The sequence below is a fragment of the Cognatilysobacter segetis genome (genome assembly GCF_004359965.1).
Classification (GTDB): domain Bacteria; phylum Pseudomonadota; class Gammaproteobacteria; order Xanthomonadales; family Xanthomonadaceae; genus Cognatilysobacter; species Cognatilysobacter segetis.
Genome location: NZ_SMRQ01000001.1, coordinates 84348 through 107450, shown reverse-complemented (window position 1 = coordinate 107450; position 23103 = coordinate 84348). Strand labels below are relative to the sequence as shown.

Sequence of the window (23103 nt, the reverse complement as noted above, 5' to 3'; positions counted from 1 at the left end):
GGGCGGACGCGTCGCGCTGCAGGGCAACCTGGACCCGGTGACGCTGTATGCGTCGCCCGAGGCGATCCGTCGGGAAGTCGGCCGTGCGCTCAATGCGTACCGCGACGGCAACGGCGGCTCGCGCGAGGGCCACGTGTTCAACCTCGGCCACGGCATGTCGCCGGACATGTCACCCGAGCACGTCGCCGTGCTGGTCGACGCGGTGCATTCGCTCAGCGCACGCTGAGCGCTGCCGCCTCGGGTCGCATCACGCGACCGGAGTGCTGCGGAGCTTCAGGCGTCGAGCGGCTGAGTGCGCCGTTCGAGCACCTCGCGCAGCATCGCGCCGGTGACCGGCTTGCGCAGGAACGCGTCGAATCCGGCCTCGCGCGAACGCGGCTCGGCGTCCACGTCGGCGCGCGCGGTCACCGCGACCAGCGGCGCCTCGAAACCGGACGCGCGCAACTGCCGCGCGAGCGCGAACCCGTCCATGCCCGGCAGGTCGAGGTCGAGCAGCGCCGCATCGAAGCGCTGCAGGTGGATCTCCGCCATCGCCGCGAGCCCGTGCGCGACGTGCCGGACCCGGTGTCCGCCCGCCTCCAGCAGGCCCTTCACCACCGCGGCCACGGTCGGATCGTCCTCGACGAGCAGCAGCGACAGCGGGCGCATCTCCGTCCGTGCCTGCGAGGCCGGCTCGGATGACGGCACCGCCTCGCGCAAGGGCAGGTCGACGTGGAAGGCGGCGCCCTCGCCCGGCGTGCTCTGCACGCCGATGCGGCCGCCCATCGCCTGCGCGAGTTCGGTGCTGATCGCCAGCCCGAGGCCACTGCCGCCGTACCGCGCGGCGGTGCGCGCGCCATCGGCCTGCTGGAACCGGCGGAACAGCTTCGCGCACTGCGCCGCCGACAGACCGGGCCCGGTATCGGCCACGACGAAACGCACGACGTCCGCCGAGCGCATAACCCGCAGCGTCACGCCGCCGCGCTCGGTGAACTTCACCGCGTTGCCCAGCAGGTTGAGCAGGATCTGGCGGATCCGGCTGCAATCGCCGTGCACGCCGCGCGGGACGTCGGCGGCGAGCTGGAGTTCGAAGTCGAGGCCGCGGTGCCGCGCGAGCGGCCCGACCAGCGCGCCGATCTCGTGCAGCATCCGGTGCAGGTCGAACGGTTCCTCGACCAGCTCGAGATGGCCCGAATCGATGCGCGCCAGGTCGAGGGCATCGTTGAGCAGCCGCAACAGGTGGTCGCCGGCAGTGCGGATCGCGTCGACATAGCCGCGTTGCGTGGCGTCCAGCGGCGTCTCGAGCAGGAGCTCGGTCATGCCGAGCACGCCCGTCATCGGCGTGCGGACTTCGTGCCCGAACGTCGCGAGGAAGCGCGTCTTCGCACTCGACGACGCCTCGGCGTGGCGGCGTTCGTCCCGCATCCGCTGCAGTGCATGGCGGCGACGCAGGCGGTCGCGGTACTGCAGCGCGAGCACGACCGCCGCCAGCACCGCCAGCAGGCCGCCGGCGCCGCGCGCCCACCACGTCTGCCACCACGGCGCGCGCACGCGGAACGCGACCTCGCGCGGCGGCGACCACACCTGGTCGGCAGTGCGGGCCATGACCTGCAGGCGGTAATCGCCCGGCGGCAGCTGGGTGAACACGCGCTCGCCGTCCGCGCCGGTCTCGACCCAGTCGCGATCGAAACCGGACAGGCGGAAGCGGTAGGCGGTGCTGCCCGCATCGCTGAAGGACATCAGGCGCGCACGCACGCGCAGGTCGCGGTCGTCGTGCTCGATCGTCGGGAACGCGGCCTCGTCGAGCGCGATGCGCGCACCGTCGCGGCTGACGTCCATCGATTCCAGCAGCAGGCGGGGCACGCGGCCCTCGGGCCGCACGACCGCCGGATCGAAGATGACCAGCCCTTCCGGCGTGCCGGCGAGCAGGCGCCCGTCGCCTGGACGCGGCACCGGCGGGCCCGCGAATTCCTGGCTGGGCAGTCCGTCGCGCACGCCGTACACGCGACTGCGGCGGGTCCGTGGATCCACGCGCACGAGGCCGCGGACGCTGGTCGCCCAGACGACGCCGCGCGCGTCGACGGCGAGCCCGCTGGGCGCGAGGCGCGGAAACCCGGTCGCGGCGTCGAGCCGATCCAGGCGCACGAGCTGCGCCCCGTCGATGCGGTAGCGCTCGACCGCGCCGTGGCGCGCGAGCCAGGCCTGGCCCGCCGCGTCGAAGGCGATGCCGTGCACGGCGCCGGCGCCGACGCCTTCGATTCGACGCGCGCGCGACGTCACGGGGTCGACGCGGAACAGGCCGGCCGACCCGGCGATCCAGACCTCGCCTGAAGGCGTCGTCGCCAGGCCCGCCACCGTCGCACCGGCCGGCAGCCCGTGGCGATCGCCGGGCACGAGGTCGTCCACCACGCGACCGTCCGCACTGCGGACCTGCACCCCGCCTTCCCCGCCGATCAGGAGACGACCCGATGCGTCCTCGGCCAGGAACGCGGGCTCGCCGCGCAGCGCGCCGTCGTGCGTGCCGGCGGGCCAGCGATCGATCCGGCCGGTGGACGGGTCGATCCGCGCGAGGCCGTCGAAGTAGCCGACCCAGACCCGTCCGTCGCGCGCCTCGCGCACCGCGGTGAGGATCACGCCCTGCGCGACGTCGGCAAACACGTGCTGCACCGCGCCGGTTTCACTGTCCACGCGATCGAGCACGCCGCCACTGCCGACCAGCCAGGTCGAGCCGTCGCGCGAGGGTGCGATCCCGCGCACCTGCGCGTTCGCGAGCGTGGCGGGATCGCCCAGACGGCGCGACAGCACGGAGAACTGGCGCCAGCGCGGCGGCAGGTACCAGAGGCCGTTGGTATTGCTGGCGAACCACAGCCCGCCTTCGTGGTCCTCGCGCGCGTCGACCCAGCCCGGCCGCACCAGCCCCTGCGACGCCGCGCTGTAGAGCGGCACGACGTCGATGCCCGACTCGACCTCGACGCCGAGGCCCTGCGGGATGTCGAACCAGTGCGTGCCCGCGCGATCGCGCAGCAGCATCTGCAGCGGCGCGCCCCCGCGCGAGGCGAACGCGGGCATCGACACGCGGCCGTCGGCGCGTCGCAGCGCGGCCCCGCGTGGCGTGCCGAGCCAGAGCCGGCCGTCCGCTTCGGTCGAGAGGCCGTCCACCGCCGCGGTCGGGAGACCAGCCATGTCGTCGCGGACGAAGCCGCGGCCGTCCCAGTGCGCGATGCCCTGCGCGGTGGCGATCCACAGCCGTCCGGCGCGATCGACCAGCAGCTCGCGCACGTCCGCGGCGGGCAGGCTCCGTGCGTCGCCCGGCACCGGCATGAACCGCTCGACGCGGCCGCCGTGCAGGCGGTGCAGCCCCGCATCGGCGGTGCCGAACCAGAGGCTGCCGTCGCGCGTGCCCGCGATCGACCACACCTCGACGCCGCCGACGCCCGGCGTGCGCCGGTCGAACCAGCGGAAGTCGCGGCGCTTCGCATCGAGCACGGCGAGCCCCGCGCTGCGGGTGCCGATCCAGACGCGGTCGTCGGCATCGACGAACACCGACCAGACGTAGTTGTCGCGCAGTCCCTGCTCGATGCGCCAGACGCGGAAGCCGACGCCGTCGAAGCGCGCGAGTCCGTCGCTGGTGGCGATCCAGAGGTAGCCGGCGCGGTCCTGCGCGAGCCCGTTGATACGGTTCGAGGGCAGCCCGTCGGCGACGGTGAACTGCCGCGGCCGCGGTGTCTCGGGCAGGCCGGCCCATGCCGCGCACGGCAGCAACGCCAGGCAGAGTCCCGCCATCCAGCCGACGATCGCGTCGCGCATCCTGCACCCCCGTCCATTCCCCGGGGCAAGGCTCACCCATCGCGGGGCGGTCGGCAACCGCGGCGGAACGGCGCGTTGCGTCCGCGCGGCGGCCCGTCACCCCGCCGTGCCTACAATCGGGCCGACCCCCGGAGCCGCGATGAGACACCTGCTTGCGCTCGCCCTGCTGATGCCGGCCCTGGCGGCCGCGGACGATTTCGCGATCGATCCGGTGCACACGCGCGTGATGGTCGCGGTCGACCATGCGGGCTTCTCGCGCGCGCTCGGCACGCTGTCGGGCAGCCACGGCCGCCTCGTGTTCGGCGACGGCTGGGCCGATGCGAGCGTCGACGTCACCCTTCCGCTCGACCGGCTCGATTTCGGCGACGCCGGCTGGAACCGCGCCGTGCAGGGGCTGCTCGATGTCGACCGCTCGCCGCAGGCCCGATTCATCTCCGAGACGGTGACGCCGCGCGACGCCACGCATGCCCAAGTCTGCGGGCGGTTCACGCTCCACGGCACGACGCGCCCGCTGTGCATGGACGCGACGTTCAACGCGCTGCGTCGCCATCCGATGCCGCCCTTCCGACGCACCGCCGGCTTTTCCGCGATCGCGCGCCTCGATCGCTTCGACTACGGCATCGACGCGTGGCCGTCGGTGATCGGTCGCGACGTCGAGATCCGGATCGAACTGGAAGCCAGCCGCGGCATCGGCGCGCCCGCACCCGACCTTCCCGACGAGGATTCCGCACGATGAGTCGCACGCCTTCCCCGCTGCCCGAGCGCTGGGGCGCGGTCAGCCAGCTGTTCCACTGGGTGAGCGCCGGCCTCGTGGTCGCGCTCGGCACCATCGGGCTGTACATGACCGAGCTGACCAGCCCGGTGGCGAAGATCCGCTGGTATGCGTTGCACAAGTCGCTCGGCCTGACGCTGCTCGCGCTGGTGCTGCTGCGGCTGCTGTGGCGCTGGACGCATGCGGTACCCGGCGCGATTCCCGGCATGTCGCGTCGTCTGCAGTTCGCGGCTGACGGCGTGCACGGCCTGCTGTACGCCATGATGATCGCCATGCCGCTCAGCGGCTGGCTGATCAATTCGACCGCGGGCTATCCGCTGCAGTGGTTCCGCCTGTTCAACCTGCCGGCGATCGCCGCGAAGAACGAGCACCTCAACGGCATCGCCAAGGAACTGCACGAATTCGGCTTCTGGACGCTCGTCGTGCTGGTCGTCGCGCACGTCGGCGCCGCGCTCTACCACCATCTTTTCCTGCAGGACGGCACGCTGCAGCGCATGCTGCCCGCACGCAGGCGCCCACCGGGGACCTCGCCATGAAACGACTGCTGCCATTGCTGCTCGCCCTCGCCATCGCGCCCGCCGGCGCGGCCGATTACGTGCAGGCGCCGGGCTCCACGCTCACGTTCGCGACGAAATACCAGGGCGAGGTCTTCACCGGCCGCTTCGCATCGTTCGCGACGCGGTTGAGCTTCGATCCCGCGTCGCTCGCCACTTCGAAGCTCGACGTCGCCATCCCGCTCGCCGGGGCCGCCACGGGCGACAAGGAACGCGACGACACGCTGCGCGGCAGCGACTTCTTCGACGCGGCGAAATTCCCGCAGGCGCATTACGTCGCCACCCGCTTCCGGGCGCTGGGCGGCAACCGCTATGCGGCGGACGGGCGGCTGACGCTGCGCGGCGTGTCGCGGCCGGTCACGCTGACGATCACGTGGACGCCCGGCGCGCGGCCGGTGCTCGCGGGGCAGGCGACGGTGAAGCGGCTCGACTTCGGGGTCGGCACCGGCGACTGGGCCGACACGGGCCTCATTCCAAACGAGGTCGCGGTCAGCACGCGCGTGCTGCTGTCGCCCGCGAAGTAGGCGCGGCCTTCGCGCTACCGATCCACCAGGCCGCGGACCGCGTCCGTGCCGAACGGCCAGTCGAGTTCGACACCGGAGGTCGCGTCGCGCAGCACCGGCACCCGCAGGCCGTAGGCGGCCTCGAGCGCGTCGTCCTCGTCGATGAACACGCTGTCGAACTCGGGCAGCCGCGCCTGCGCCAGCACGTCGAGCGCGAGGTCGCAGAGGTGGCAGTCGTCGCGCTGGAACAAGATGAACCGGCTCATGGGGATGCGCTGCAGTACGGAAAAGCGGTGGGCGGTACGGACGTAGAATAGCCGGCATCCCTTCTTTCCCTTTCGCTGGAGCCGCGGTGGCCGTCAGCACCTTCGACCTGTTCAAGATCGGCATCGGGCCGAGCTCCTCGCATACCGTCGGGCCGATGCGCGCGGCCGCGCGCTTCGTGGAGCGCTGGCTCGCCGAGAACGGCGACCTCGAGCGCACCGCCCGCGTGCGCGCCGAAGTGTTCGGCTCGCTCGCGCTCACCGGCCGCGGCCATGGCACCGACAAGGCCGTGCTGATGGGACTCGAAGGCCATTGGCCGAACGAGATCGACCCCGACATCATCCCGCCGGCGCTGGAGCGCATCCGCGCGACCAAGCGCATCCGGCTGCAGGGCAGGCACGAGATCGGCTTCGACGAGAAGCACGACCTCATCATGAACAAGCGCCAGAAGCTTCCGTTCCACACCAACGGCATGCGCTTCACCGCGTTCGATGCGAACGGCGAGGTGATCGCGACGCGCGACTACTACTCGGTGGGCGGCGGCTTCGTCGTCAACCAGGACGAGGCGGCGGAAGACCGCATCGTCGCCGACGAGACCGAGCTGCCGTATCCGTTCTCCACCGGCGACGAGTTGCTCGCGCAGTGCGAGCGCACCGGCATGTCGATCGCGCAACTGATGTTCGCGAACGAGCAGGTCTGGCGCTCGCCGGCGGAGATCGAGAGCGGTCTCGACGAAATCTGGAACGCGATGCAGAGCTGCGTCGCGCGCGGCATCCGCGAAGGCGGCACGCTGCCGGGCGGCCTGCACGTGGTGCGTCGCGCGCCGGCGCTGCATGCCGAGCTGTCGGGCAAGCCCGAGGCGGCGATGCGCGATCCGCTCACCACGCTCGACTGGGTCAACCTCTACGCGCTGGCGGTGAACGAGGAGAACGCGGCCGGCGGTCGCGTCGTCACGGCGCCCACCAACGGCGCGGCCGGCATCATCCCGTCGGTGCTGCACTACTACGATCGCTTCATTCCGAACGCGAACATCGGCGGCGTGCGCACGTTCCTGCTGACGGCAGCCGCGGTGGGCATCCTCTACAAGGAAAACGCCTCGATCAGCGGCGCCGAGGTCGGCTGCCAGGGCGAGGTCGGCGTGGCCTGCTCGATGGCCGCCGCGGGCCTGACCGCCGCGATCGGCGGAACGCCGGGCCAGGTGGAGAACGCGGCCGAGATCGGCATGGAGCACAACCTCGGCCTGACCTGCGACCCGATCGGCGGGCTGGTGCAGATCCCGTGCATCGAGCGCAACGCGATGGGCTCGGTGAAGGCGATCAACGCCAGCCGCATGGCGATGCGCGGCGACGGGCAGCACAAGGTCTCGCTCGACAAGGTGATCCGCACGATGCGCGACACCGGCCGCGACATGCAGGACAAGTACAAGGAAACCAGCCGAGGCGGGCTGGCGGTCAACGTCATCGAATGCTGAAACCGCGACGGCGGTCCATTCAGGCCGCCGCCGCCCTGCCCGTTAACGTTCTCGTGGCCACCGCCATGGAGACCCGCCGGACCCATGCGCATCCTCCCCGCGCTGCTGATGCTGCTGGCCCTCGCCGTGGCACCCCGCGCGCGCGCGCTCGAGCCGGACAAGGCCTTCCGCCACTACGTCAGCGATAGCTGGTCGATCCAGCAGGGGCTGCCGCAGATCAGCGTGCTGAGCCTCGCGCAGGACCGCACGGGCTACCTCTGGGTGGGCACGCAGTCGGGGCTCGCGCGCTTCGACGGCGTCAGCTTCCGCACCTTCACCCCCGAGAACACGCCGGGCCTACCGGGCACGTGGATCCGCAGCCTGCTGACCGCGCGCGACGGCCGCCTGTGGATCGGCACGTACAAGGGCCTGGCCGTGTTCGACGGCCACACGTTCACCGCCATTCCCACGCCCGCCGGCTCGCCTGCGCTGGACGTGCTGGCGCTCGCCGAGGACGGGCCGGGCCGCATCCAGGTGGGCACGTCCGCCGGCGTGTTCCGCGTCGAGCGCGACCGCCTGACCCCGGTGGCGGGCTCGCCCGCGCCGGCGCAGTCGGTGCTCGTGCGGCCGGACGGCCTCTGGGTGGGCAGCCGCGGCGCGGTGTTCCGCCGCCTGCAGACCGGGCGCTGGGAGCGGCTCGCCCTGCCCGCCACCGACACCGACGCACAGGTGAACCGCCTGCTGGATGCGCAGGGCACGCTCTGGGCCGCGACGTCGATGGGCGTGTTCCGCCTCGCGAGCGAGGGCTGGATGCCGTACGTCGAGCAGCCCGAGCTGGCCCACGCGCCGATCGACCTGCTCTGCGAGGACCGCGACGGGAACCTCTGGATCGGCGGCGACCTCGGGCTCGCGCGCATCCGCGGCGGCCACGTCGCCGAATACATCGCCGCGAACGCGCCGGGGGGCCGACCCGGCATGCGCACGGCACTCGAGGACCGCGAAGGGAATCTGTGGCTCGGCAGCCAGTGGCAGGGCCTGACGCGCGTCTGGAGCTCGTGGACGCGGCGCTACAGCACGGCGGAGGGGCTGACCGACCGCATCGTGTGGTCGCTCGCCAGGGATCCGGACGCGATGCGCTTCTGGGTCGGCGGCAACGACGGCCTGAGCCTGCTCGAGAACGGCCGTTACCGGCACGTGGTGGACGCGCGCGACCTGCCGCACCCGCATGCCTACAACCTGCTCGCCGAGCGCGGCCGCGTGTGGATCGGCACGCGTGGCGGGCTGCGCGTGCTGGAGGCGGGCGATCGCGCGCCAAGGTCGGTTCCGGCGCTCGCCGCGATCGGCGCCGCGCAGATCAACGCGATCGTGCGCGCAGGCGACGGCGCGCTCTGGATCGGCACCACCGAGGGCCTGTTCCGCCATGCCGGCGACCGGCTCACCCGTTTCGGCGCGGCCGACGGCATCGCCGATCCCCGCGTGCGGTTCGTGCTCGACACGCCCGACGGCGTGATCGCGGGCACGCAGGCCGGCCTGTTCCAGCAGCGCGGCGAACGCTTCGCGCGCGACACGACGCCCGGCCTGCCTGCCGCCGCCGACGTCACCGCGATCCACCGGCTCCGCGACGGCACGCTGGCGATCGGTACGTTGAACGAGACCACGTATATCCGCGCGCGCGGTCGCTGGCACGCGCTGGGCACGGCCCAGGGCATGCCGGCGAACGCCCCGTTCTTCCTGGCCGAGCACGACGGCTACCTCTGGATCGCCGGGCTGCGCGGCATCGCGCGCGTGCCGGTGGTCGACATCGAGGGGCTGGTGTCCGGCCGCCTTGCGCGCGTGCGCGGCGAGATGCTGCTCAACGAGCGCGGCGATCGGCTGGCGGGCCAGCAGGGTTACTGCTGCAACGGCGCGGGCACCGCGAAGGGCGCGCTGGTGGGCGACACGCTGTGGCTGCCCACGCGCGACGGCGTCGTCAGCATGGACACCACGGCGATCCGCAAGAACACGGTGGCGCCGGGCGTGGCCGTCGAGCGCATGCAGGCGGGCCGCGACTGGAAGGAAGCGTGGACGTTGCAGGGCCGTCCGCTGCCGGTCGGCGTGCGCGATGCGACGTTCGAGTTCACCGCGACGTCGTTCCAGGACCCCAAGAGCGTGCAGCTGCGCTACCGGCTGCGCGGCTACGACCCGGACTGGGTCGATGCCGACGCCGGCGCGCGGCGTGCGCGCTACACCAACCTGCCGCCCGGCCACTACGTGTTCGAGGTGCGCGCGAGCAACAACGCCGGCGTGTGGTCGCCGCGGCCCGCGACGCTCGCGTTTGACGTGCCGCCGGTGTTCATCGAGACGCGTGCGTTCATCGCGCTGTGCGTCGCGGGCCTCGCGCTGCTCGTGTACGGCGGATACCGGCTGCAGCGGCATCGCTACCGCCGCCGCCAGCGCGCGCTCGAGGCGCTGGTCGAACAGCGCACCGAGGCGCTCGCGCTCGCCAACCGCCAACTCGAGGACGCCAGCCACACTGACCCGCTGACCGGCCTGCGCAACCGTCGCTACATCGGCGCGCAGCTGCCCGCGGACCTCTCGTTCTACGACCGCCAGGTCGATGCCGGTCCGGCCGACGACAAGGCGATGCTGTTCGCACTCGTCGACATCGACCACTTCAAGCAGGTCAACGACCGCTACGGCCCTCGCGCGGGCGACCTCGTGCTGCAGCAGTTCGCGCAGGTGCTGTCGGGGCTCGTGCGCACCGGCGACTACGTGGCGCGCTGGGGCGGCGAGGAATTCCTGCTGGTGTTCCGGCCCATGCCCGAGCGCAACGTCGCCACGATCGGCGAACGCATCCAGCAGGCCGTCGCGTCGCATCCGTTCGAGCTCGGCAACGGCATGGTGCTGCCGCTGACCTGCTCCGTCGGGCTTTCGCAGTATCCGATCGTGCGCGGCGAGGACGGCGCGCGCTTCGGCTGGGAAGCGATGATCGAACTCGCCGACCAGGCGCTTTATTACGTCAAGACGAACGGGCGCAACGGCTGGGCCTCGTTCCGCACCACGCCGCTCACGGATGCGGCCGAGCTCGTCGAGCATATGCACGACGGGCTGCCGGGGATGCTCGCGCGCGACGCGCTGCGGATCATCGGCCGCATCGAGGGCCGACCGGTCGGCGAGTGACGCGCGTCAGCCCGCGCGTCGGTCGTCGCGCGTGATGGCGAGCACGTCGTCCAGCAGCGCGGCCGCGGTGACGTCGGCGCCCGCGCCCGGACCCTGTATCACCAGCGGCTGCGCGTCATACCGCCCGCACCGCAGCGCGACGCGATTGTCCGTGCCCTGCCCCGCCGCGAGCGGATCGTCCGGTGCGAGCGACTCGAGGCCCACGCGCGCCCGCACGCGGCCGTCGACGACTGCCAGCCGCGCGACATGGCACAGGCGTTTCCCGCGCCGGTACGCATCTGCGAAGCGCGCGCGCAACGGCGCATCGAGCACCTCGAGCGCGGCGTCGAGCGCCGGCAGCGGCACGTCCGCCAGCTCGCGCGGCACGAGCGACTCCACCTCGACCTCCTCGACCTCCAGTGCGAAGCCGGCGGCACGCGCGAGGATGAGCAGCTTGCGTCGCACGTCCTCGCCGGAGAGATCCTCGCGGGGGTCCGGTTCGGTGTAGCCGGCAGCGCGCGCGCGCCGCACGAAGCCGGAGAACGGTCGGCGTCCGTCGTACTGTGCGAACAGCCAGGCCATCGAGCCCGACAGCACGCCCGCGATGCCGGAAATCGCATCGCCGCCGTCGCGCAATGCGCGCAGGCTGCGCAGCAGCGGCAGGCCGGCGCCCACCGTCGCACTGTCGCCGTAGTGCGTGCGGGCCGAGCGGCGCGCGGCCTCGATCCGTCGCCAGCGCGACAGCGCGGCGCCCTGCCCGAGCTTGCTCGCGGTGACCACGTGCACCCCGCGCGCGAGCCAGTCGGCATGCCGCGCCGCGACCGCATCGCTGCCGGTGGCATCGACCACGAAGGCCGGGTAGGCCCCGTCGAATGCGACGGCGGGATCGGCGTGCGGTAGCGACGTCACGCGCGCCAGCCGTTGGCGTGCGTCCGCCGGCGCGATGTCGTCGCTGAGCGCGCGTCGCGAGTCGGCGACGTGGACCAGCCGCAGGGCCGGCGATGCCTCGTCGCGTCGCGCGATACGTTCGAGGAATGCAGCGCCGACGTTGCCCACGCCGAGCAGCGCGACCTCCGCGACGACCGCGCGGCGCTCCGCCGCCGCTTCGATACGCACCGGCGCGGCCATCAGGCGACCGCCGCTTCGCGTCGACACGCGCGCCGCGCGCGATGCAACGCCGCGTCGACGTCCTCCAGCAGGTCGTCCACGTGCTCGATGCCGACCGACAGGCGCAGCAGGCCATCGCCGATGCCCGCCGCACGCCGCGCCTCCGGCGACATGGCCGCATGCGTCATGGTGGCCGGGTGCGCGACGAGGCTTTCCACGCCGCCCAGCGATTCGGCCAGCGTGAAGCAGCGCAGGCCGTCGAGGAAGGCGCGTACCGCGTCCACGCCGCCGTCGAGCTCCACGCTCAGCATCGCGCCGAACCCCGCCTGCTGCCGCGCGGCGAGCGCGTGGCCCGCGTGCGTCGCCAGCCCCGGGTAATGCACGGCGCGCACGGCGGCATCGCCCACCAGCCGCTCGACGAGCGCCTGCGTGTTCTCCTGGTGGATGCGCAGGCGCGCGTCGAGCGTGCGCAGCCCGCGCAGGGTCAGGAAACTGTCGAACGGCGCGCCGGTCAGGCCGAGCGCGTTCGCCCACCAGGCCAGGCGCTCTTGCACGGCGGCGTCGCGCGCGACGGCCGCCCCGCCGACGACGTCGCTGTGGCCGTTGATGTATTTCGTCGTCGAGTGCACGACCACGTCGGCGCCGAACGCGATCGGCTGCTGCAGCGCCGGCGAGAGGAACGTGTTGTCGACCACCGCGAGCGCGCCGACGGCATGCGCGGCTGCGATCGTGGCGTCGAGATCCGTGATGCGCAGCAGCGGGTTCGACGGCGTCTCGATCCACACCACCGACGCGCCGGCGGCGAGCGCCGCGTTGCGCGAGTCGGGCCGCGTCAGGTCCGCGGTCACGAGTTCGAAAAGGCCCTTTGCCGCCAGCGCGTTGAACAGCCGCCAGCTGCCGCCGTACGCGTCATGCGGCACGACCACGCGCCCGCCCTGCGGCACCAGCGCATGCAGCACGAGCGTGATCGCCGACATCCCCGTCGACGTGACCACGCCGCCGGTCCCGCCCTCCAGCTCCGCCAGGGCGTCGCCGAGCAGGTCACGCGTCGGGTTGCCGCTGCGCGTGTAGTCGTAGGCGCGCTTGCGATCGAAGCCGTCGAACGAGAAGTTCGACGACAGCACCAGCGGCGGCGTCACGGCACCGAACGCGGGGTCGCGATCGATGCCCGCGCGCACCGCGACGGTCGCGCGTCGACAGGCCGTGCTCATGCGCCGGTCTCCAGCGATTCGACCAGTACGTCGGCGATCGCCGCGGTCTCCTTGAGGAAGGCGTCGTGCCCGTAGCGCGAGCGCAGCACGCGCAGCCGCGTCTCGCCGCGCAGGCCCTGCGCGAGCGCGTAGGCATCGGCCACCGGCACCAGGCGGTCTTCCTGCACCGCCACAAGCGTCACCGGCACCGCGATCGAGCCGGGCACCACGCGCTGCAGGTCGATGGATTCGGACAGCCGCAGGAAGCCGGTGGGGTGCGTACGCGCCGCATACGTCTGCGCGGCATGGTCGAGGTAGTCCTCGGCCGGCACGTGCACGCGGCCGTCCACCACCTGCGGCGCGCCGAAGCGCTCGTCGAACTCGTCGGGCGTGCGGTAGCTGAGCAACGCGAGCTGCCGTGCCAGCACCAGCCCGTCGATGCCGTCGCACTGCAGCGCGCCGAGCTGCACCGCGCGCCGCTGCAGGGCACGCCACGCACTGGAATACGGATGGGCCCGATGCACGCCGCTGATGGCGACCAGGCGACCGATGCGCGACCCGTGCCGCGACGCGAACTGCAGGCCGACCATCGCGCCATAGGAGCTGCCGACGAACGCATGCAGGCGGCGCAGGCCGAGGTGGTCGAGCAGCGCGGCGATCGCGTCGGCCTGGTCGGCCGGGTCGATCGGCGCATCGAGGCTGCCGTCGGCACCGATCCAGTCGAACGACACGATGCAATGGCGGCGCGGGTCGATGGCCCGGTCGACACCGACCTGCGCGTCCCACCAGCCCGCGGAATCGTCGAGCGCATGCGCCGCGACGTGGCGGTGCGCGGAAATGCCGCCGGTGACGAGCACGGCCGGCAGCGTTTCGTCGCCGACCCGTTCGGAGCGAATGCGGACGCGCCGCGTGCCCGCATGGCGCAGGGCAAGCTCGACGTCGAACTCGTCGCGGCGGGCGGGCGCGAGCCAGGAAGAAAGGTCGGGATCGACGATCGCGAACGGTGCGTCGGCGGCGTAGGCGGTGGAAACGAGGCTCATGGCGAAGGGCTCCGGGTTGACGGGGCCATCGAGCCTGCGACGCCCCACCGTACCCGGCAGGGAGCGCGACCATCTTCCGGCATGACGCCGCAGGAATTGGCACCTGGTGCTCTCGCACTGGTTGCCCCGGCGTCTGTGGGCCTGTCCCTCAGCCGGTCTCGATGGATGCCGCGCAGTCTGCCCGCGCCCTCCGCGACTGTCAATCGCTTCATGGCGATGAAGCGATGAATGGCCGCGCCCGGGCGCCCGGGACTCAGCCGCCGTCCGGATTCCGCCCCGTACACTTCCGCCATGTCCCGTCGCTTACTCATCGCCGCGCTGGCCGCGGCCCTTGCCGGCTGCGCCACGTCGCGCCCCGCCGTCGCGCCGCCCGCCCCCGCGACCCCGGTGGCGGACACCTCCGCCGTCACGGTCGCCGAGCGCTTCGTGTCGGTCGAGGACGCGGCCGACGAACTCGATTCCCCGGCCGCCTGGACGGCGGAGGACGGGCGCACGCGCGTGGTCGTCACCGCCAAGTCGACCCATCGGCTCGTCGTGTTCGATGGCGACAGCGGCGAGCGCCTGCGCGAGGTCGGCGGCAAGGGCGATGCCCCGGGCCGGTTCGATCGTCCCAACGGCATCGCGGTGCAGGGCGACCTCGCCTTCGTCGTCGAGCGCGACAACCATCGCGTGCAGGTGCTCGCCCTGCCCGACCTCACGCCGGTCGCCACGTTCGGTGCGTCGGACCTGCGCAATCCCTACGGCATCTGGATCCGCGAGGCCGAGCCGGGCGACCTCGACGTCTACGTGACCGACGCCTTCATGTACGGCGCGAAGTTCGACCAGCTGCCGCCTGCTCCGGAGCTGGCGGCGCGCGTCAAACGCTTCCGCGTCGAGGTCGACGGCGACCGCGTGCGCGCGCGGCTGTTGGGCGCGTTCGGCGACACCGGCGACGCGTCGCTGCACATCGTCGAATCGGTGGCGGGCGACGCGGCGAACGATCGCCTGCTGGTCGCCGACGAGGACACGCGCGCGCGGCCGTCGACGCTGCGCGACTACACGCTGGACGGCCGTTACACCGCGCGCAGCACGCCGCCCGGCGCGTTCGCGCAGCAGGCCGAGGGCATCGCGCTGTGGGACTGCCCCGGCGGCGCCGGTTACTGGATCGCCGTCGACCAGATCGCGCCGCTCGCCGTCTTCCACGTCTTCGATCGCACGACGCTCGCGCCCGTCGGCAGCTTCCGCGGCCGCGTGACTTCGCATACCGACGGCATCGCGCTGCACGCCGCGGGCACGCCGAGCTTCCCCGGTGGCGTGCTGTACGCCGTGCACGACGACCGGGCCCTCGCCGCCTTCGACCTGCGCGAGGTGGCGTCCGCGCTGCACCTGGCGGAGCAATGCGTCCTTTGACGCCCCGACGCGTCGCGACCCTGCTCGCGATCGCCGCCCTGCTCGCACTGCCGTTCGTGCAGGCGGGGAAGGTGTATCGCTGGGTCGACGCGCGCGGCGTGGTGCACTACGGCGACCACATGCCGCCCGCGCGGGCGGTGCAGCCCGCGCGCGTGCAGCGGGTGGAGACCGCCGCGGAGCCCACGCCGATCGCGGTGCTGCGCCGGCAGGCGTCGGGGCCGGGCATGCAGGCGATCGCGGAGAACCGGCTCGCCGGCCCGGTCGAGGTGCGCCTCGCGTTCGCGCAGCAGAACAACGTCCGCGCCGAACCCGACCTGCCGATGCGCACGGTGGTGCCCGCCAACCGCCAGTCGGTGCTCGCCTACGTCGGCACGCTCGAGCCCTCGCAGCCCGGCGACTTCGAACTGATCCTCGACGCGGTGCCGGGCGACCCCGCGGCGAGGCCGCGCGACGTCGAGTACCTCCTTCCGCTGCGCATGCGCGGCTGGCACATCGACCAGGGCTTCGGCGGCGGCTTCAGCCACGACGACGAGCAGAACCGTTTCGCGCTCGACCTCGCCGCGCCGATCGGCACGCCGGTGCTCGCGGCACGCGACGGCGTGGTCATGCAGGTGGAATCGGACTTCGCCCGCGCCGGGCTCGATCGAGAACGCTATGCCGGGCGCGCCAACCTGATCCGCGTGCTGCACGAGGACGGCACGATGGCGATGTACGCGCACCTCAAGGCCGAGGGCGTGCTCGTGCGCCCCGGCCAGCGCGTACACGCCGGCGACGTGATCGGCCTGTCCGGCAATACCGGCTTCACCTCGGGGCCGCACCTGCACTTCGCGGTGCAGGTCAACCGCGGGATGCGGCTGGAATCGATCCGCTTCCGCATGCGCGGGCCGCAGGGGCCGCTCAACCTCGGCGGCGACTGACCCTCAGGCCGCGCCGATCGCCTCGGCCTTCTCGCGCCACTCCGGCAGGCGCTCGATCTGGAACGTCGCGCGCAGGTATTCCTCGTCGATCGCCAGCCCGCCGACGAGCGCGCAGGCGACGTGCACCGCGCCCGGCACCCAGAAGCCCGACATGCGCACCGCCCCGGGCCGGTGGTGGTAGGCCACCGCCTCGACGATCGGCATCGGCAGGCCCCACAGACCGAGCAGGTAGGCGCCCGCCTCGGCGTAGTGCGGCCCGGTGTCGTCGGGGCCGCCCCGGTTGACGCCCGGCAGCAGCTTGCCGACCTCCGCCAGCAGCGCCGCGGTGGCGGCCAGCTCCGCGCTGGGCCCACTGAGCAGCTGGCCGGCCAGCCGCGAGGTGCGCAGCGCGCGCTCCTGCATGGCCTCGCGCTCGGCCGGCGGCATGGCGCCGTTGCCGAGCGCTTCGCTCGTCAGCACCAGGCGCTGCAGGATGCGCGTGCCCAGCCGCGTGACCGCGGTGCGCATGTCGGTGATCGCGCGGCCCGCCGAGAAGTACGCCGAATTGCTCAGGCGCAGCACCTTGGCGACCACCGCCGGATCCTGCGAGATCAGCGTCGCGATCTCCGCCGCGCCGACGTCCGGATCCTGCATCAGGCGCTCGAGCTCGAGGTACAGCGTCGGCGGCGGGGGCAGCGAGCCCACGCGGCCGATCGTCTGTACCAGCGTCGGGTTGGTCAGCAGGTCGCGCAGCTCCTGCACGCTTTCCACCGCCTCGATCAGCTCGCTGGCATCGAGCGGCTTGCGCAGGAAGCGGTGCGCGACGTCCAGCGCCTGCATCGCATCGGTGCCGTGGCCGCGATCGAGCAGCAGGATCCGCGCGGCCTCGGGATGCAGCGAGCGCACCTGCTCCAGCAGATGGGCGCCCTGCACCCGGCCGACCTGCATGTCGCTCACGAACACGTCGATCCGGCGATCGGCCGGGATCGTCAGCGCCTCGCCGGTGCCGGTCAGCCAGCAGACCGTCCAATCCAGCCCGAAATCGCGCAGCGCGAGCTCGAGCTCGCCTGCCCTGCCGCCTTCCTCACCGACGATGACGATGTACACCGGAGCTCCCGCGCGTTCCTTGTCTGGACGGGTTAACGGCCGGTGCGGGCGATCCTTCAGCCCGCCCGCGGGCCGGTCGTCGGCCGGCCGCTATAATCGCGGGCCTTCCCCGAGCCACCGCCGCGCCCCGTGCGCGCCGACGCCATGTCCGACGTTTCCCTGCAGGCGCTGCGCCGCCGCACGTTCGCCATCATTTCCCATCCCGACGCCGGCAAGACCACGCTGACCGAGAAGCTGCTGCTCTTCGGCGGCGCGATCCAGATGGCCGGCTCCGTGAAGGGCCGCAAGGCCGCGCGCCACGCGACCTCCGACTGGATGGCGCTGGAAAAGGAGCGCGGCATCTCGGTGACGTCGTCGGTGATGCAGTTCCCGTACGAAGGCCGCATCGTGAACCTGCTCGACACGCCCGGCCACGCCGACTTCGGCGAGGACACCTACCGCGTGCTCACCGCGGTCGACAGCGCGCTGATGGTCATCGACGTCGCCAAGGGCGTCGAGGAACGCACGATCAAGCTGATGGAGGTGTGCCGCCTGCGCGACACGCCGATCATGACCTTCATCAACAAGCTCGACCGCGAGGGCAAGAGCCCGATCGACCTGCTCGACGAGGTCGAGAGCGTGCTCAAGATCAAGTGCGCGCCGGTGACGTGGCCGATCGGCATGGGCCAGCGCCTGAAGGGCGTCGTGCACCTGGTCAGCGGCGAGGTGCACCTGTACGAGCAGGGCCGCAACTTCACCCGGCAGGATTCGACGATCTTCGCGTCGATCGACGATCCCGAGCTGGAAGCACGCATCGGCGCGCCGATGCTCCAGGAGCTGCGCGACGAGCTGGAGCTGGTCGAAGGCGCGTCGCATCCGTTCGACAAGGACGCCTACCTGCGCGGCGAGCAGACGCCCGTGTTCTTCGGCTCGGCGGTCAACAACTTCGGCGTGCAGCTGCTGCTCGACTTCTTCGTCGAGCACGCACCCTCGCCCAAGCCGCGCGCGACCACCGGTCGCGAGGTGGAACCGTCGGAAGACAAGCTCACCGGCTTCGTGTTCAAGATCCAGGCGAACATGGACCCGCAGCACCGCGACCGCGTCGCGTTCATGCGCATCTGCTCGGGCGAGTTCAAGGCCGGCATGAAGGCCTTCCACGTGCGCGCTGGCAAGGAGGTCAAGCTCGCGAACGCGCTCACCTTCATGGCCAGCGACCGCGAGATCGCCGAGGCCGCGTATCCCGGCGACGTCATCGGCCTGCACAACCACGGCACCATTTCGATCGGCGACACGTTCACCGAAGGCGAGTCGCTAAGCTTCACCGGCATCCCCAACTTCGCGCCCGAGCTGTTCCGCCGCGCCCGCCTGCGTGATCCGCTCAAGCTCAAGCAGTTGCAGAAGGGCCTGGCGCAGCTGTCCGAGGAAGGCGCGACGCAGTTCTTCCGCCCGCTCATGTCGAACGACCTGATCCTCGGCGCGGTCGGCATGCTGCAGTTCGACGTCGTCGCGTACCGCCTGAAGGACGAGTACGGCGTGGACGCCAGCTTCGAACAGGTGCAGGTGGCGACGGCGCGCTGGATCCGCTGCGACGACGCGAAGAAGCTCGAGGAGTTCCGCGAGAAGAACGCGATGAACCTCGCCATCGACGCCGCAGGCCAGCTCGTCTACCTCGCGCCGACGCGTGTGAACCTGCAGCTCGCGCAGGAGCGCGCGCCCGCCGTGACCTTCATGGCCACGCGCGAGCACGCGCACGCGGTCGGCATCGACTGACGACGCGTCCATTCGGGCGCGTACGCTAGGATGGCTGCATGGACGCCCTCCCCCGTGGCACGCCGCACCTCACGCACGTCGATGCGGCGCCGCTGCGCCACGGCGTCGAGGAATTCGCGAACGCGCTGACGCATGGGCTCGGCGCCCTGGCCGCGCTGGCGGGCGGCGCGATCATGGTCGGCCTTGCCGCGCTCCGCGGCGACGGCTGGCAGCTGGCGGGCGCGATCGTGTTCTCCGCGTCCCTGCTCCTGCTGTACGTCGCCTCCACGCTCTACCACGCGGCGCGAGGGCCGGCCGCCAAGTCCCGGCTGAAGGTGTTCGACCACTGCGCGATCTACGTGCTGATCGCCGGCACCTATACGCCGTTCACGCTCATCGACCTGCGCGGCACGCTGGGCTGGAGCCTGTTCGCCGCGATCTGGACGCTCGCCTTCAGCGGCGTCGTGTTCAAGCTGTTCTTCACCGGCCGCTTCAAGAAGCTCTCTACCGGGATCTACATCGCGATGGGCTGGCTCGGCATCGTCGCGATCCGCCCGATGCTGCGCGTGCTCGACGACGCGACGCTGTGGTGGTTGCTCGGCGGCGGCCTCGCCTACACCCTGGGCACCGTCTTCTACCTGCGCAACTCGCGCTTCTCGCATGCCATCTGGCACCTGTTCTGCGTCGCGGGCAGCGCCTGCCACTACATGGCCGTGATGCGGCAGGTGGTCTGAACCGTCCGCAACGGGTTCACCGGCACTTGACCCCTCCGCAGGGAAGGTGCGGCGACCTCCACGGAGTCCGCCATGCCGCCGCCGATCCGTCGCAGACTCGTCCTCGTGCTCGCGGTCATCGCGCTCGCGGCCTGCTCGAAGGAAAAGCGCGACGGCGAGCCGCGCATGCCGGCCGACGAGCCCCAGGCCGCGGAACATGCAACCGGCGTCAGCGCGGCCGAGGCCGATCGCGCGATGCGGGCCCCGGCAACGGCAGCGGACCTCCCGGCCCCCGGGCCGGCGCCGACCGCGTTCGCCTGCGAGGGCGGCGTCAAGGTCGAACTGGGCTACCTCGTCGCCAAGGTCACCCTGCCGGACGGCAGCACCGCGCAGATCGCGCGCGACCCCGGCGACGCTGCTCACTTCGGCGACGACAGCCTCGCATTCCGCACCCGCGACGGCGCCGGTGAACTGAGCCGGGGCGGACGCACGCTTCCCTGCGCCGCCGACTGATGGCGACGACCGCGCCCGGGCCCGTCGAGACGCCGCCGCCCGACCGCGGCCACACCTCGCCGCTCGCAGCCATCCTCCGGCATCCGTTCCGTACCCTGCTCGCGCTGCTCGCGGTCGCGATCATCCTGCTGATCGTGTTCTGGGACTGGAACTGGTTCCGCCGCCCGATCGAGAAGATCGTGCATGCGAGGACGGGGCGGACACTGCACATCGCCGGCGATCTCGACGTCGACCTCGGTTGGATCCCGACGATCACCGCCGAGCGCATCACGTTCTCCAACGCGCCGTGGGCCAAGCGCCCGCTGATGGCGAAGACCGACAAGGTCGCGCTGCGGCTTGAGCTCAAGCCGTTGCTGAAGCGCCAGGTGCGCATCCCGTCGATCCAGCTCGACAAGCCCGTGCTGAACCTCGAGACCGGCAAGCACGGCCGCAACTGGGTGTTCGGCGATCCGAACCGCCACAGCGACGTGCAATTCCGCGGCCTGTGGATCGACGACGGCCATTTCGAATTCCTCGATCCGGTCCGTCGAACCGACATCAGCATCGCCGTCGCCAGCGAACCCGGTAACAACTCGGCGTCGCCGCCGATCACCGCGAAAGGCACCGGGCACTGGCAGGGCAACCCGTTCACCCTGCAGGGTCGCGCCGAATCGCCGCTGCGGCTCAAGTCGCGCGACACGCCGTATCACGTCGACGTGCGCGCCGCTGCCGGCCGCACGCATGCGCATGCCCGCGGCACGCTGCTCGACCCGCTGCGGATGCGCGACTTCAACCTGCAATTCGCGCTCAGTGGCCAGAACCTCGACGACCTGTTTCCGCTGCTCGGCATCGCGCTTCCGCCGACACCGCCGTACTCGCTCGACGGTCGACTCACGCGCGACGTCAACGGTGCGAAGACGTCGTGGCATTACGACAACTTCAAGGGCCGCGTCGGCGACAGCGACCTCGCGGGCGATGCCACCTTCATCACCGGCGGCAAGCGGCCGTTCCTGAAGGGCCGGTTCGTGTCGCGTCGCCTCGACTTCGACGACCTCGCCGGCTTCGTCGGTGGCGCGCCCAAGGCGGGCGGCGGCGAATCCACGAATCCGGAGCTCGCCGCGAAGGCCGCGCGCAATGCCGCACGCACGCGCGTGTTCCCGGACGACAAGTTCGAACTCGACAAGCTGCGCGCGATGGACGCCGACGTGACCCTGCGCGCGACGCGCATCGATGCGCCGTCGCTGCCGCTCGATGACATGGACGCCCACCTCAAGCTCGAAGGCGGCCTGCTGCGGCTGGAACCGCTGAACTTCGGCGTCGCCGGTGGCGACATTCGCTCGGTGATCCGAATGGACGCGCGCGAATCGCCGATCCGCACGCGTGCGCAGGTCAGCGCACGCGGCCTCAATCTCGGCCAGTTGATGCCGCGCGTGGAACTGGCAAAGGAAGCCGTGGGCAAGGTCGGCGGCGAAGCCACGCTGTCGGGAAGCGGCAACTCGGTCGCCGCGATCCTCGGCTCGTCCGATGGCAGCGTCGGCGTGGGCATGGGACGCGGGCGCATCAGCAACCTCGTGATGGAGCTCGCGGGCCTGGACGTGCAGGAATCGCTGAAATTCATGCTGACGAAGGATCGCCAGATTCCCGTGCGCTGCGCGTTCGGCGACTTCGGGGTCAACAACGGCGTGATGACCTCGCGTGCGCTCGCGTTCGACACCACCGACACGATCATCATCGGCGAAGGCAGCATCAGCCTGCGCGACGAGACGCTCAACCTGAAGCTCAGGCCGCGCCCGAAGGACCGCAGCCTGTTCTCGTTCCGGTCACCGCTCTACGTCACCGGCAGCTTCAAGCAGCCCGCGTTCCATCCGGACATGAAGCGGGTCGGCCTGCGCGCGGCGCTCGCGCTGGCGCTCGGCAACATCGCCCCGCCCGCCGCGCTGCTGGCCACGCTCGAGCTCGGCGGCGGCAAGGACGCGGACTGCGGCGGACACTACGCGCGCTGAGCGTCCGCCGGCGCCGGGCGCGTCTCGTCGACCAGATACAGCGGGCGCTGCTTGGCTTCGTCGTACAGGCGCCCGAGGTACTCGCCGATCAGGCCGAGCGCGATCAGCTGCACGCCGCCGAGGAACAGGATCACCGACATCATGGTCGGCCAGCCGGCGACCGGATCGCCCCAGAACAGCGCCTTGACCACGATCCACATGCCGTAGCCGAACGCGACCAGCGCGGTCAGCAGGCCGAGATAGGTCGCGAGCCGCAGTGGTGCGGTGGAAAAGCTCGTGATGCCCTCGAGCGCGAAGTTCCACAGGCGCCAGAGATTGAACTTCGAATCGCCTGCGATGCGGCCGTCGCGCTCGTACGGCACCGCGACGCTGCGGTAGCCGACCCAGCCGAACAGCCCCTTCATGAAGCGATGGCGCTCGCGCAGCTGGCGCAGCGCATCGAGCGCACGCGGCGACAGCAGCCGGAAATCGCCCGTGTCGGCCGGCACGGGCGTCTTCGAAAGCCGTCCGATCAGGCGGTAGAAGGCGTGCGCCGTCGCGCGACGCAGCCAGCCGTCGCCCGCGCGAGCGATGCGCGTGCCGTGCACGTCGTCATAGCCCTCGCGCCACTTCGCCACGAAGGCGCCCACGAGTTCCGGCGGATCCTGTCCGTCGGCATCGAGGATCAGCGCCGCGCCGTCGGTCACCTGGTCGAGACCCGCGGTCAGCGCGGCCTCCTTGCCGAAATTGCGCGACAACCGCAGCAGCGTCACGCGCGGGTCGGCGAAGGCGATGTCGCACAGCACGCGCCAGGTGGCATCGGTGCTTCCGTCGTCGACGTAGAGCATGCGCGGCTCGATGCCGTCGAGCGCCTCCAGCGCGGCGACGATGCGCGGATGCAGCACCGGCAGGCTCTCGGCCTCGTTGTAGGCGGCGACGACGACGGTCAGGCGATCGGTGGGCATGCGTGCATCCTAACTGTCGCGGCGCGG

At 71.8% G+C, this 23103-nt stretch carries 19 protein-coding genes and 1 riboswitch; of the genes, 12 read left to right on the top strand and 7 right to left on the bottom strand.

The window, feature by feature from the left end:
• Window positions 1-226 (top strand): uroporphyrinogen decarboxylase family protein (locus E4F61_RS00500; RefSeq protein ID WP_274380516.1); only part of this gene is annotated, 226 nt, incomplete at its 5' end.
• 47 nt (window positions 227-273) lie between these two features.
• Here E4F61_RS00500 and E4F61_RS00495 read toward each other — a convergent pair.
• Window positions 274-3786 (bottom strand): hybrid sensor histidine kinase/response regulator, encoded by a 3513-nt coding sequence (locus E4F61_RS00495; RefSeq protein WP_238382738.1) that lies wholly within the window; start codon window positions 3784-3786, stop codon window positions 274-276.
• A 139-nt stretch (window positions 3787-3925) separates the two neighbouring features.
• Between E4F61_RS00495 and E4F61_RS00490 the strand changes: the two genes are divergently transcribed.
• Genes E4F61_RS00490 through E4F61_RS00480 form a run of 3 tightly spaced genes read left to right on the top strand, consistent with a single transcriptional unit; the run spans window position 3926 to window position 5636 of the window.
• Window positions 3926-4522: a YceI family protein gene (locus E4F61_RS00490; RefSeq protein WP_133477375.1), complete on the top strand. Its 597-nt coding sequence runs from the start codon at window positions 3926-3928 to the stop codon at window positions 4520-4522.
• Window positions 4519-5094 (top strand): cytochrome b, encoded by a 576-nt coding sequence (locus tag E4F61_RS00485; RefSeq protein ID WP_133477374.1) that lies wholly within the window; start codon window positions 4519-4521, stop codon window positions 5092-5094. Before E4F61_RS00490 ends, E4F61_RS00485 begins: the two co-directional genes overlap by 4 nt.
• Window positions 5091-5636, top strand: coding sequence for a YceI family protein (locus tag E4F61_RS00480; protein WP_133477373.1), 546 nt, complete (start codon window positions 5091-5093; stop codon window positions 5634-5636). The genes E4F61_RS00485 and E4F61_RS00480 overlap by 4 nt, the downstream gene beginning before the upstream one ends.
• Window positions 5637-5650: 14 nt before the next feature.
• On the opposite strand, the gene E4F61_RS00475 is transcribed toward E4F61_RS00480, so the two are convergent.
• Window positions 5651-5881, bottom strand: a complete 231-nt coding sequence (locus E4F61_RS00475; protein WP_133477372.1) for a glutaredoxin family protein — start codon at window positions 5879-5881, stop codon at window positions 5651-5653.
• A gap of 86 nt (window positions 5882-5967) precedes the next feature.
• Between E4F61_RS00475 and E4F61_RS00470 the strand changes: the two genes are divergently transcribed.
• Together E4F61_RS00470 and E4F61_RS00465 are read left to right on the top strand one after the other, a co-directional pair.
• A complete protein-coding gene (locus tag E4F61_RS00470) occupies window positions 5968-7350 on the top strand; it encodes an L-serine ammonia-lyase (RefSeq protein WP_133477371.1) in 1383 nt (460 codons plus the stop codon).
• An 84-nt stretch (window positions 7351-7434) separates the two neighbouring features.
• Window positions 7435-10488: a ligand-binding sensor domain-containing diguanylate cyclase gene (locus E4F61_RS00465; RefSeq protein WP_133477370.1), complete on the top strand. Its 3054-nt coding sequence runs from the start codon at window positions 7435-7437 to the stop codon at window positions 10486-10488.
• Window positions 10489-10494: 6 nt separating this feature from the next.
• On the opposite strand, the gene E4F61_RS00460 is transcribed toward E4F61_RS00465, so the two are convergent.
• From E4F61_RS00460 to metX, 3 genes are read right to left on the bottom strand one after another with little or no spacing between them, the layout of a single operon-like run.
• Window positions 10495-11595, bottom strand: coding sequence for a homoserine dehydrogenase family protein (locus tag E4F61_RS00460; protein ID WP_133477385.1), 1101 nt, complete (start codon window positions 11593-11595; stop codon window positions 10495-10497).
• Window positions 11595-12785 (bottom strand): cystathionine gamma-synthase, encoded by a 1191-nt coding sequence (gene metB, locus E4F61_RS00455; RefSeq protein WP_133477369.1) that lies wholly within the window; start codon window positions 12783-12785, stop codon window positions 11595-11597. Before metB ends, E4F61_RS00460 begins: the two co-directional genes overlap by 1 nt.
• Window positions 12782-13804: a homoserine O-succinyltransferase MetX gene (gene metX / locus E4F61_RS00450; protein ID WP_133477368.1), complete on the bottom strand. Its 1023-nt coding sequence runs from the start codon at window positions 13802-13804 to the stop codon at window positions 12782-12784. The genes metB and metX overlap by 4 nt, the downstream gene beginning before the upstream one ends.
• A gap of 66 nt (window positions 13805-13870) precedes the next feature.
• Window positions 13871-13972, bottom strand: a riboswitch (SAM riboswitch).
• A 123-nt stretch (window positions 13973-14095) separates the two neighbouring features.
• On the opposite strand from metX, the gene E4F61_RS00445 reads away from it, so the two are divergent.
• Together E4F61_RS00445 and E4F61_RS00440 are read left to right on the top strand one after the other, a co-directional pair.
• Window positions 14096-15193 carry a phytase gene (locus E4F61_RS00445; RefSeq protein WP_133477367.1) on the top strand — a complete coding sequence of 366 codons (1098 nt, stop codon included), beginning with the start codon at window positions 14096-14098 and terminating at the stop codon, window positions 15191-15193.
• The gene (locus E4F61_RS00440; RefSeq protein ID WP_133477366.1) at window positions 15181-16110 is read left to right on the top strand and encodes a peptidoglycan DD-metalloendopeptidase family protein; all 930 of its coding nucleotides are present in this window, start codon (window positions 15181-15183) and stop codon (window positions 16108-16110) included. Before E4F61_RS00445 ends, E4F61_RS00440 begins: the two co-directional genes overlap by 13 nt.
• Before the next feature lie 3 nt (window positions 16111-16113).
• Here E4F61_RS00440 and E4F61_RS00435 read toward each other — a convergent pair whose 3' ends face one another.
• Window positions 16114-17196: an HDOD domain-containing protein gene (locus E4F61_RS00435; protein ID WP_133477365.1), complete on the bottom strand. Its 1083-nt coding sequence runs from the start codon at window positions 17194-17196 to the stop codon at window positions 16114-16116.
• A 144-nt stretch (window positions 17197-17340) separates the two neighbouring features.
• On the opposite strand from E4F61_RS00435, the gene E4F61_RS00430 reads away from it, so the two are divergent.
• From E4F61_RS00430 to E4F61_RS00415, 4 genes are all read left to right on the top strand, one after another.
• Window positions 17341-18945 (top strand): peptide chain release factor 3, encoded by a 1605-nt coding sequence (locus E4F61_RS00430; protein ID WP_133477364.1) that lies wholly within the window; start codon window positions 17341-17343, stop codon window positions 18943-18945.
• A gap of 38 nt (window positions 18946-18983) precedes the next feature.
• Complete coding sequence (gene trhA / locus E4F61_RS00425) at window positions 18984-19658, top strand: PAQR family membrane homeostasis protein TrhA (protein WP_133477363.1); 675 nt, start codon at window positions 18984-18986, stop codon at window positions 19656-19658.
• Window positions 19659-19730: 72 nt separating this feature from the next.
• The gene (locus tag E4F61_RS00420; RefSeq protein WP_133477362.1) at window positions 19731-20150 is read left to right on the top strand and encodes a hypothetical protein; all 420 of its coding nucleotides are present in this window, start codon (window positions 19731-19733) and stop codon (window positions 20148-20150) included.
• Entirely contained in the window at window positions 20150-22132 is a 1983-nt protein-coding gene (locus tag E4F61_RS00415; protein WP_133477361.1) for an AsmA family protein, read from the top strand. Before E4F61_RS00420 ends, E4F61_RS00415 begins: the two co-directional genes overlap by 1 nt.
• Here E4F61_RS00415 and E4F61_RS00410 read toward each other — a convergent pair.
• Entirely contained in the window at window positions 22120-23076 is a 957-nt protein-coding gene (locus E4F61_RS00410; RefSeq protein WP_133477360.1) for a glycosyltransferase family 2 protein, read from the bottom strand. The two genes, E4F61_RS00415 and E4F61_RS00410, sit on opposite strands and share 13 nt — an antisense overlap.
• Between the last annotated feature and the right edge of the window lie 27 nt (window positions 23077-23103).

Bases quoted from the DNA above. Each gene is read 5' to 3' on its own strand.
- E4F61_RS00495 (WP_238382738.1), bottom strand. From the start codon at position 3,786: ATGCGCGACGCGATCGTCGGCTGGATGGCGGGACTCTGCCTGGCGTTG.
- E4F61_RS00490 (WP_133477375.1), top strand. From the start codon at position 3,926: ATGAGACACCTGCTTGCGCTCGCCCTGCTGATGCCGGCCCTGGCGGCC.
- E4F61_RS00485 (WP_133477374.1), top strand. From the start codon at position 4,519: ATGAGTCGCACGCCTTCCCCGCTGCCCGAGCGCTGGGGCGCGGTCAGC.
- E4F61_RS00480 (WP_133477373.1), top strand. From the start codon at position 5,091: ATGAAACGACTGCTGCCATTGCTGCTCGCCCTCGCCATCGCGCCCGCC.
- E4F61_RS00475 (WP_133477372.1), bottom strand. From the start codon at position 5,881: ATGAGCCGGTTCATCTTGTTCCAGCGCGACGACTGCCACCTCTGCGAC.
- E4F61_RS00465 (WP_133477370.1), top strand. From the start codon at position 7,435: ATGCGCATCCTCCCCGCGCTGCTGATGCTGCTGGCCCTCGCCGTGGCA.
- E4F61_RS00460 (WP_133477385.1), bottom strand. From the start codon at position 11,595: ATGGCCGCGCCGGTGCGTATCGAAGCGGCGGCGGAGCGCCGCGCGGTC.
- metB (WP_133477369.1), bottom strand. From the start codon at position 12,785: ATGAGCACGGCCTGTCGACGCGCGACCGTCGCGGTGCGCGCGGGCATC.
- metX (WP_133477368.1), bottom strand. From the start codon at position 13,804: ATGAGCCTCGTTTCCACCGCCTACGCCGCCGACGCACCGTTCGCGATC.
- E4F61_RS00445 (WP_133477367.1), top strand. From the start codon at position 14,096: ATGTCCCGTCGCTTACTCATCGCCGCGCTGGCCGCGGCCCTTGCCGGC.
- E4F61_RS00440 (WP_133477366.1), top strand. From the start codon at position 15,181: ATGCGTCCTTTGACGCCCCGACGCGTCGCGACCCTGCTCGCGATCGCC.
- E4F61_RS00430 (WP_133477364.1), top strand. From the start codon at position 17,341: ATGTCCGACGTTTCCCTGCAGGCGCTGCGCCGCCGCACGTTCGCCATC.
- trhA (WP_133477363.1), top strand. From the start codon at position 18,984: ATGGACGCCCTCCCCCGTGGCACGCCGCACCTCACGCACGTCGATGCG.
- E4F61_RS00420 (WP_133477362.1), top strand. From the start codon at position 19,731: ATGCCGCCGCCGATCCGTCGCAGACTCGTCCTCGTGCTCGCGGTCATC.
- E4F61_RS00415 (WP_133477361.1), top strand. From the start codon at position 20,150: ATGGCGACGACCGCGCCCGGGCCCGTCGAGACGCCGCCGCCCGACCGC.
- E4F61_RS00410 (WP_133477360.1), bottom strand. From the start codon at position 23,076: ATGCCCACCGATCGCCTGACCGTCGTCGTCGCCGCCTACAACGAGGCC.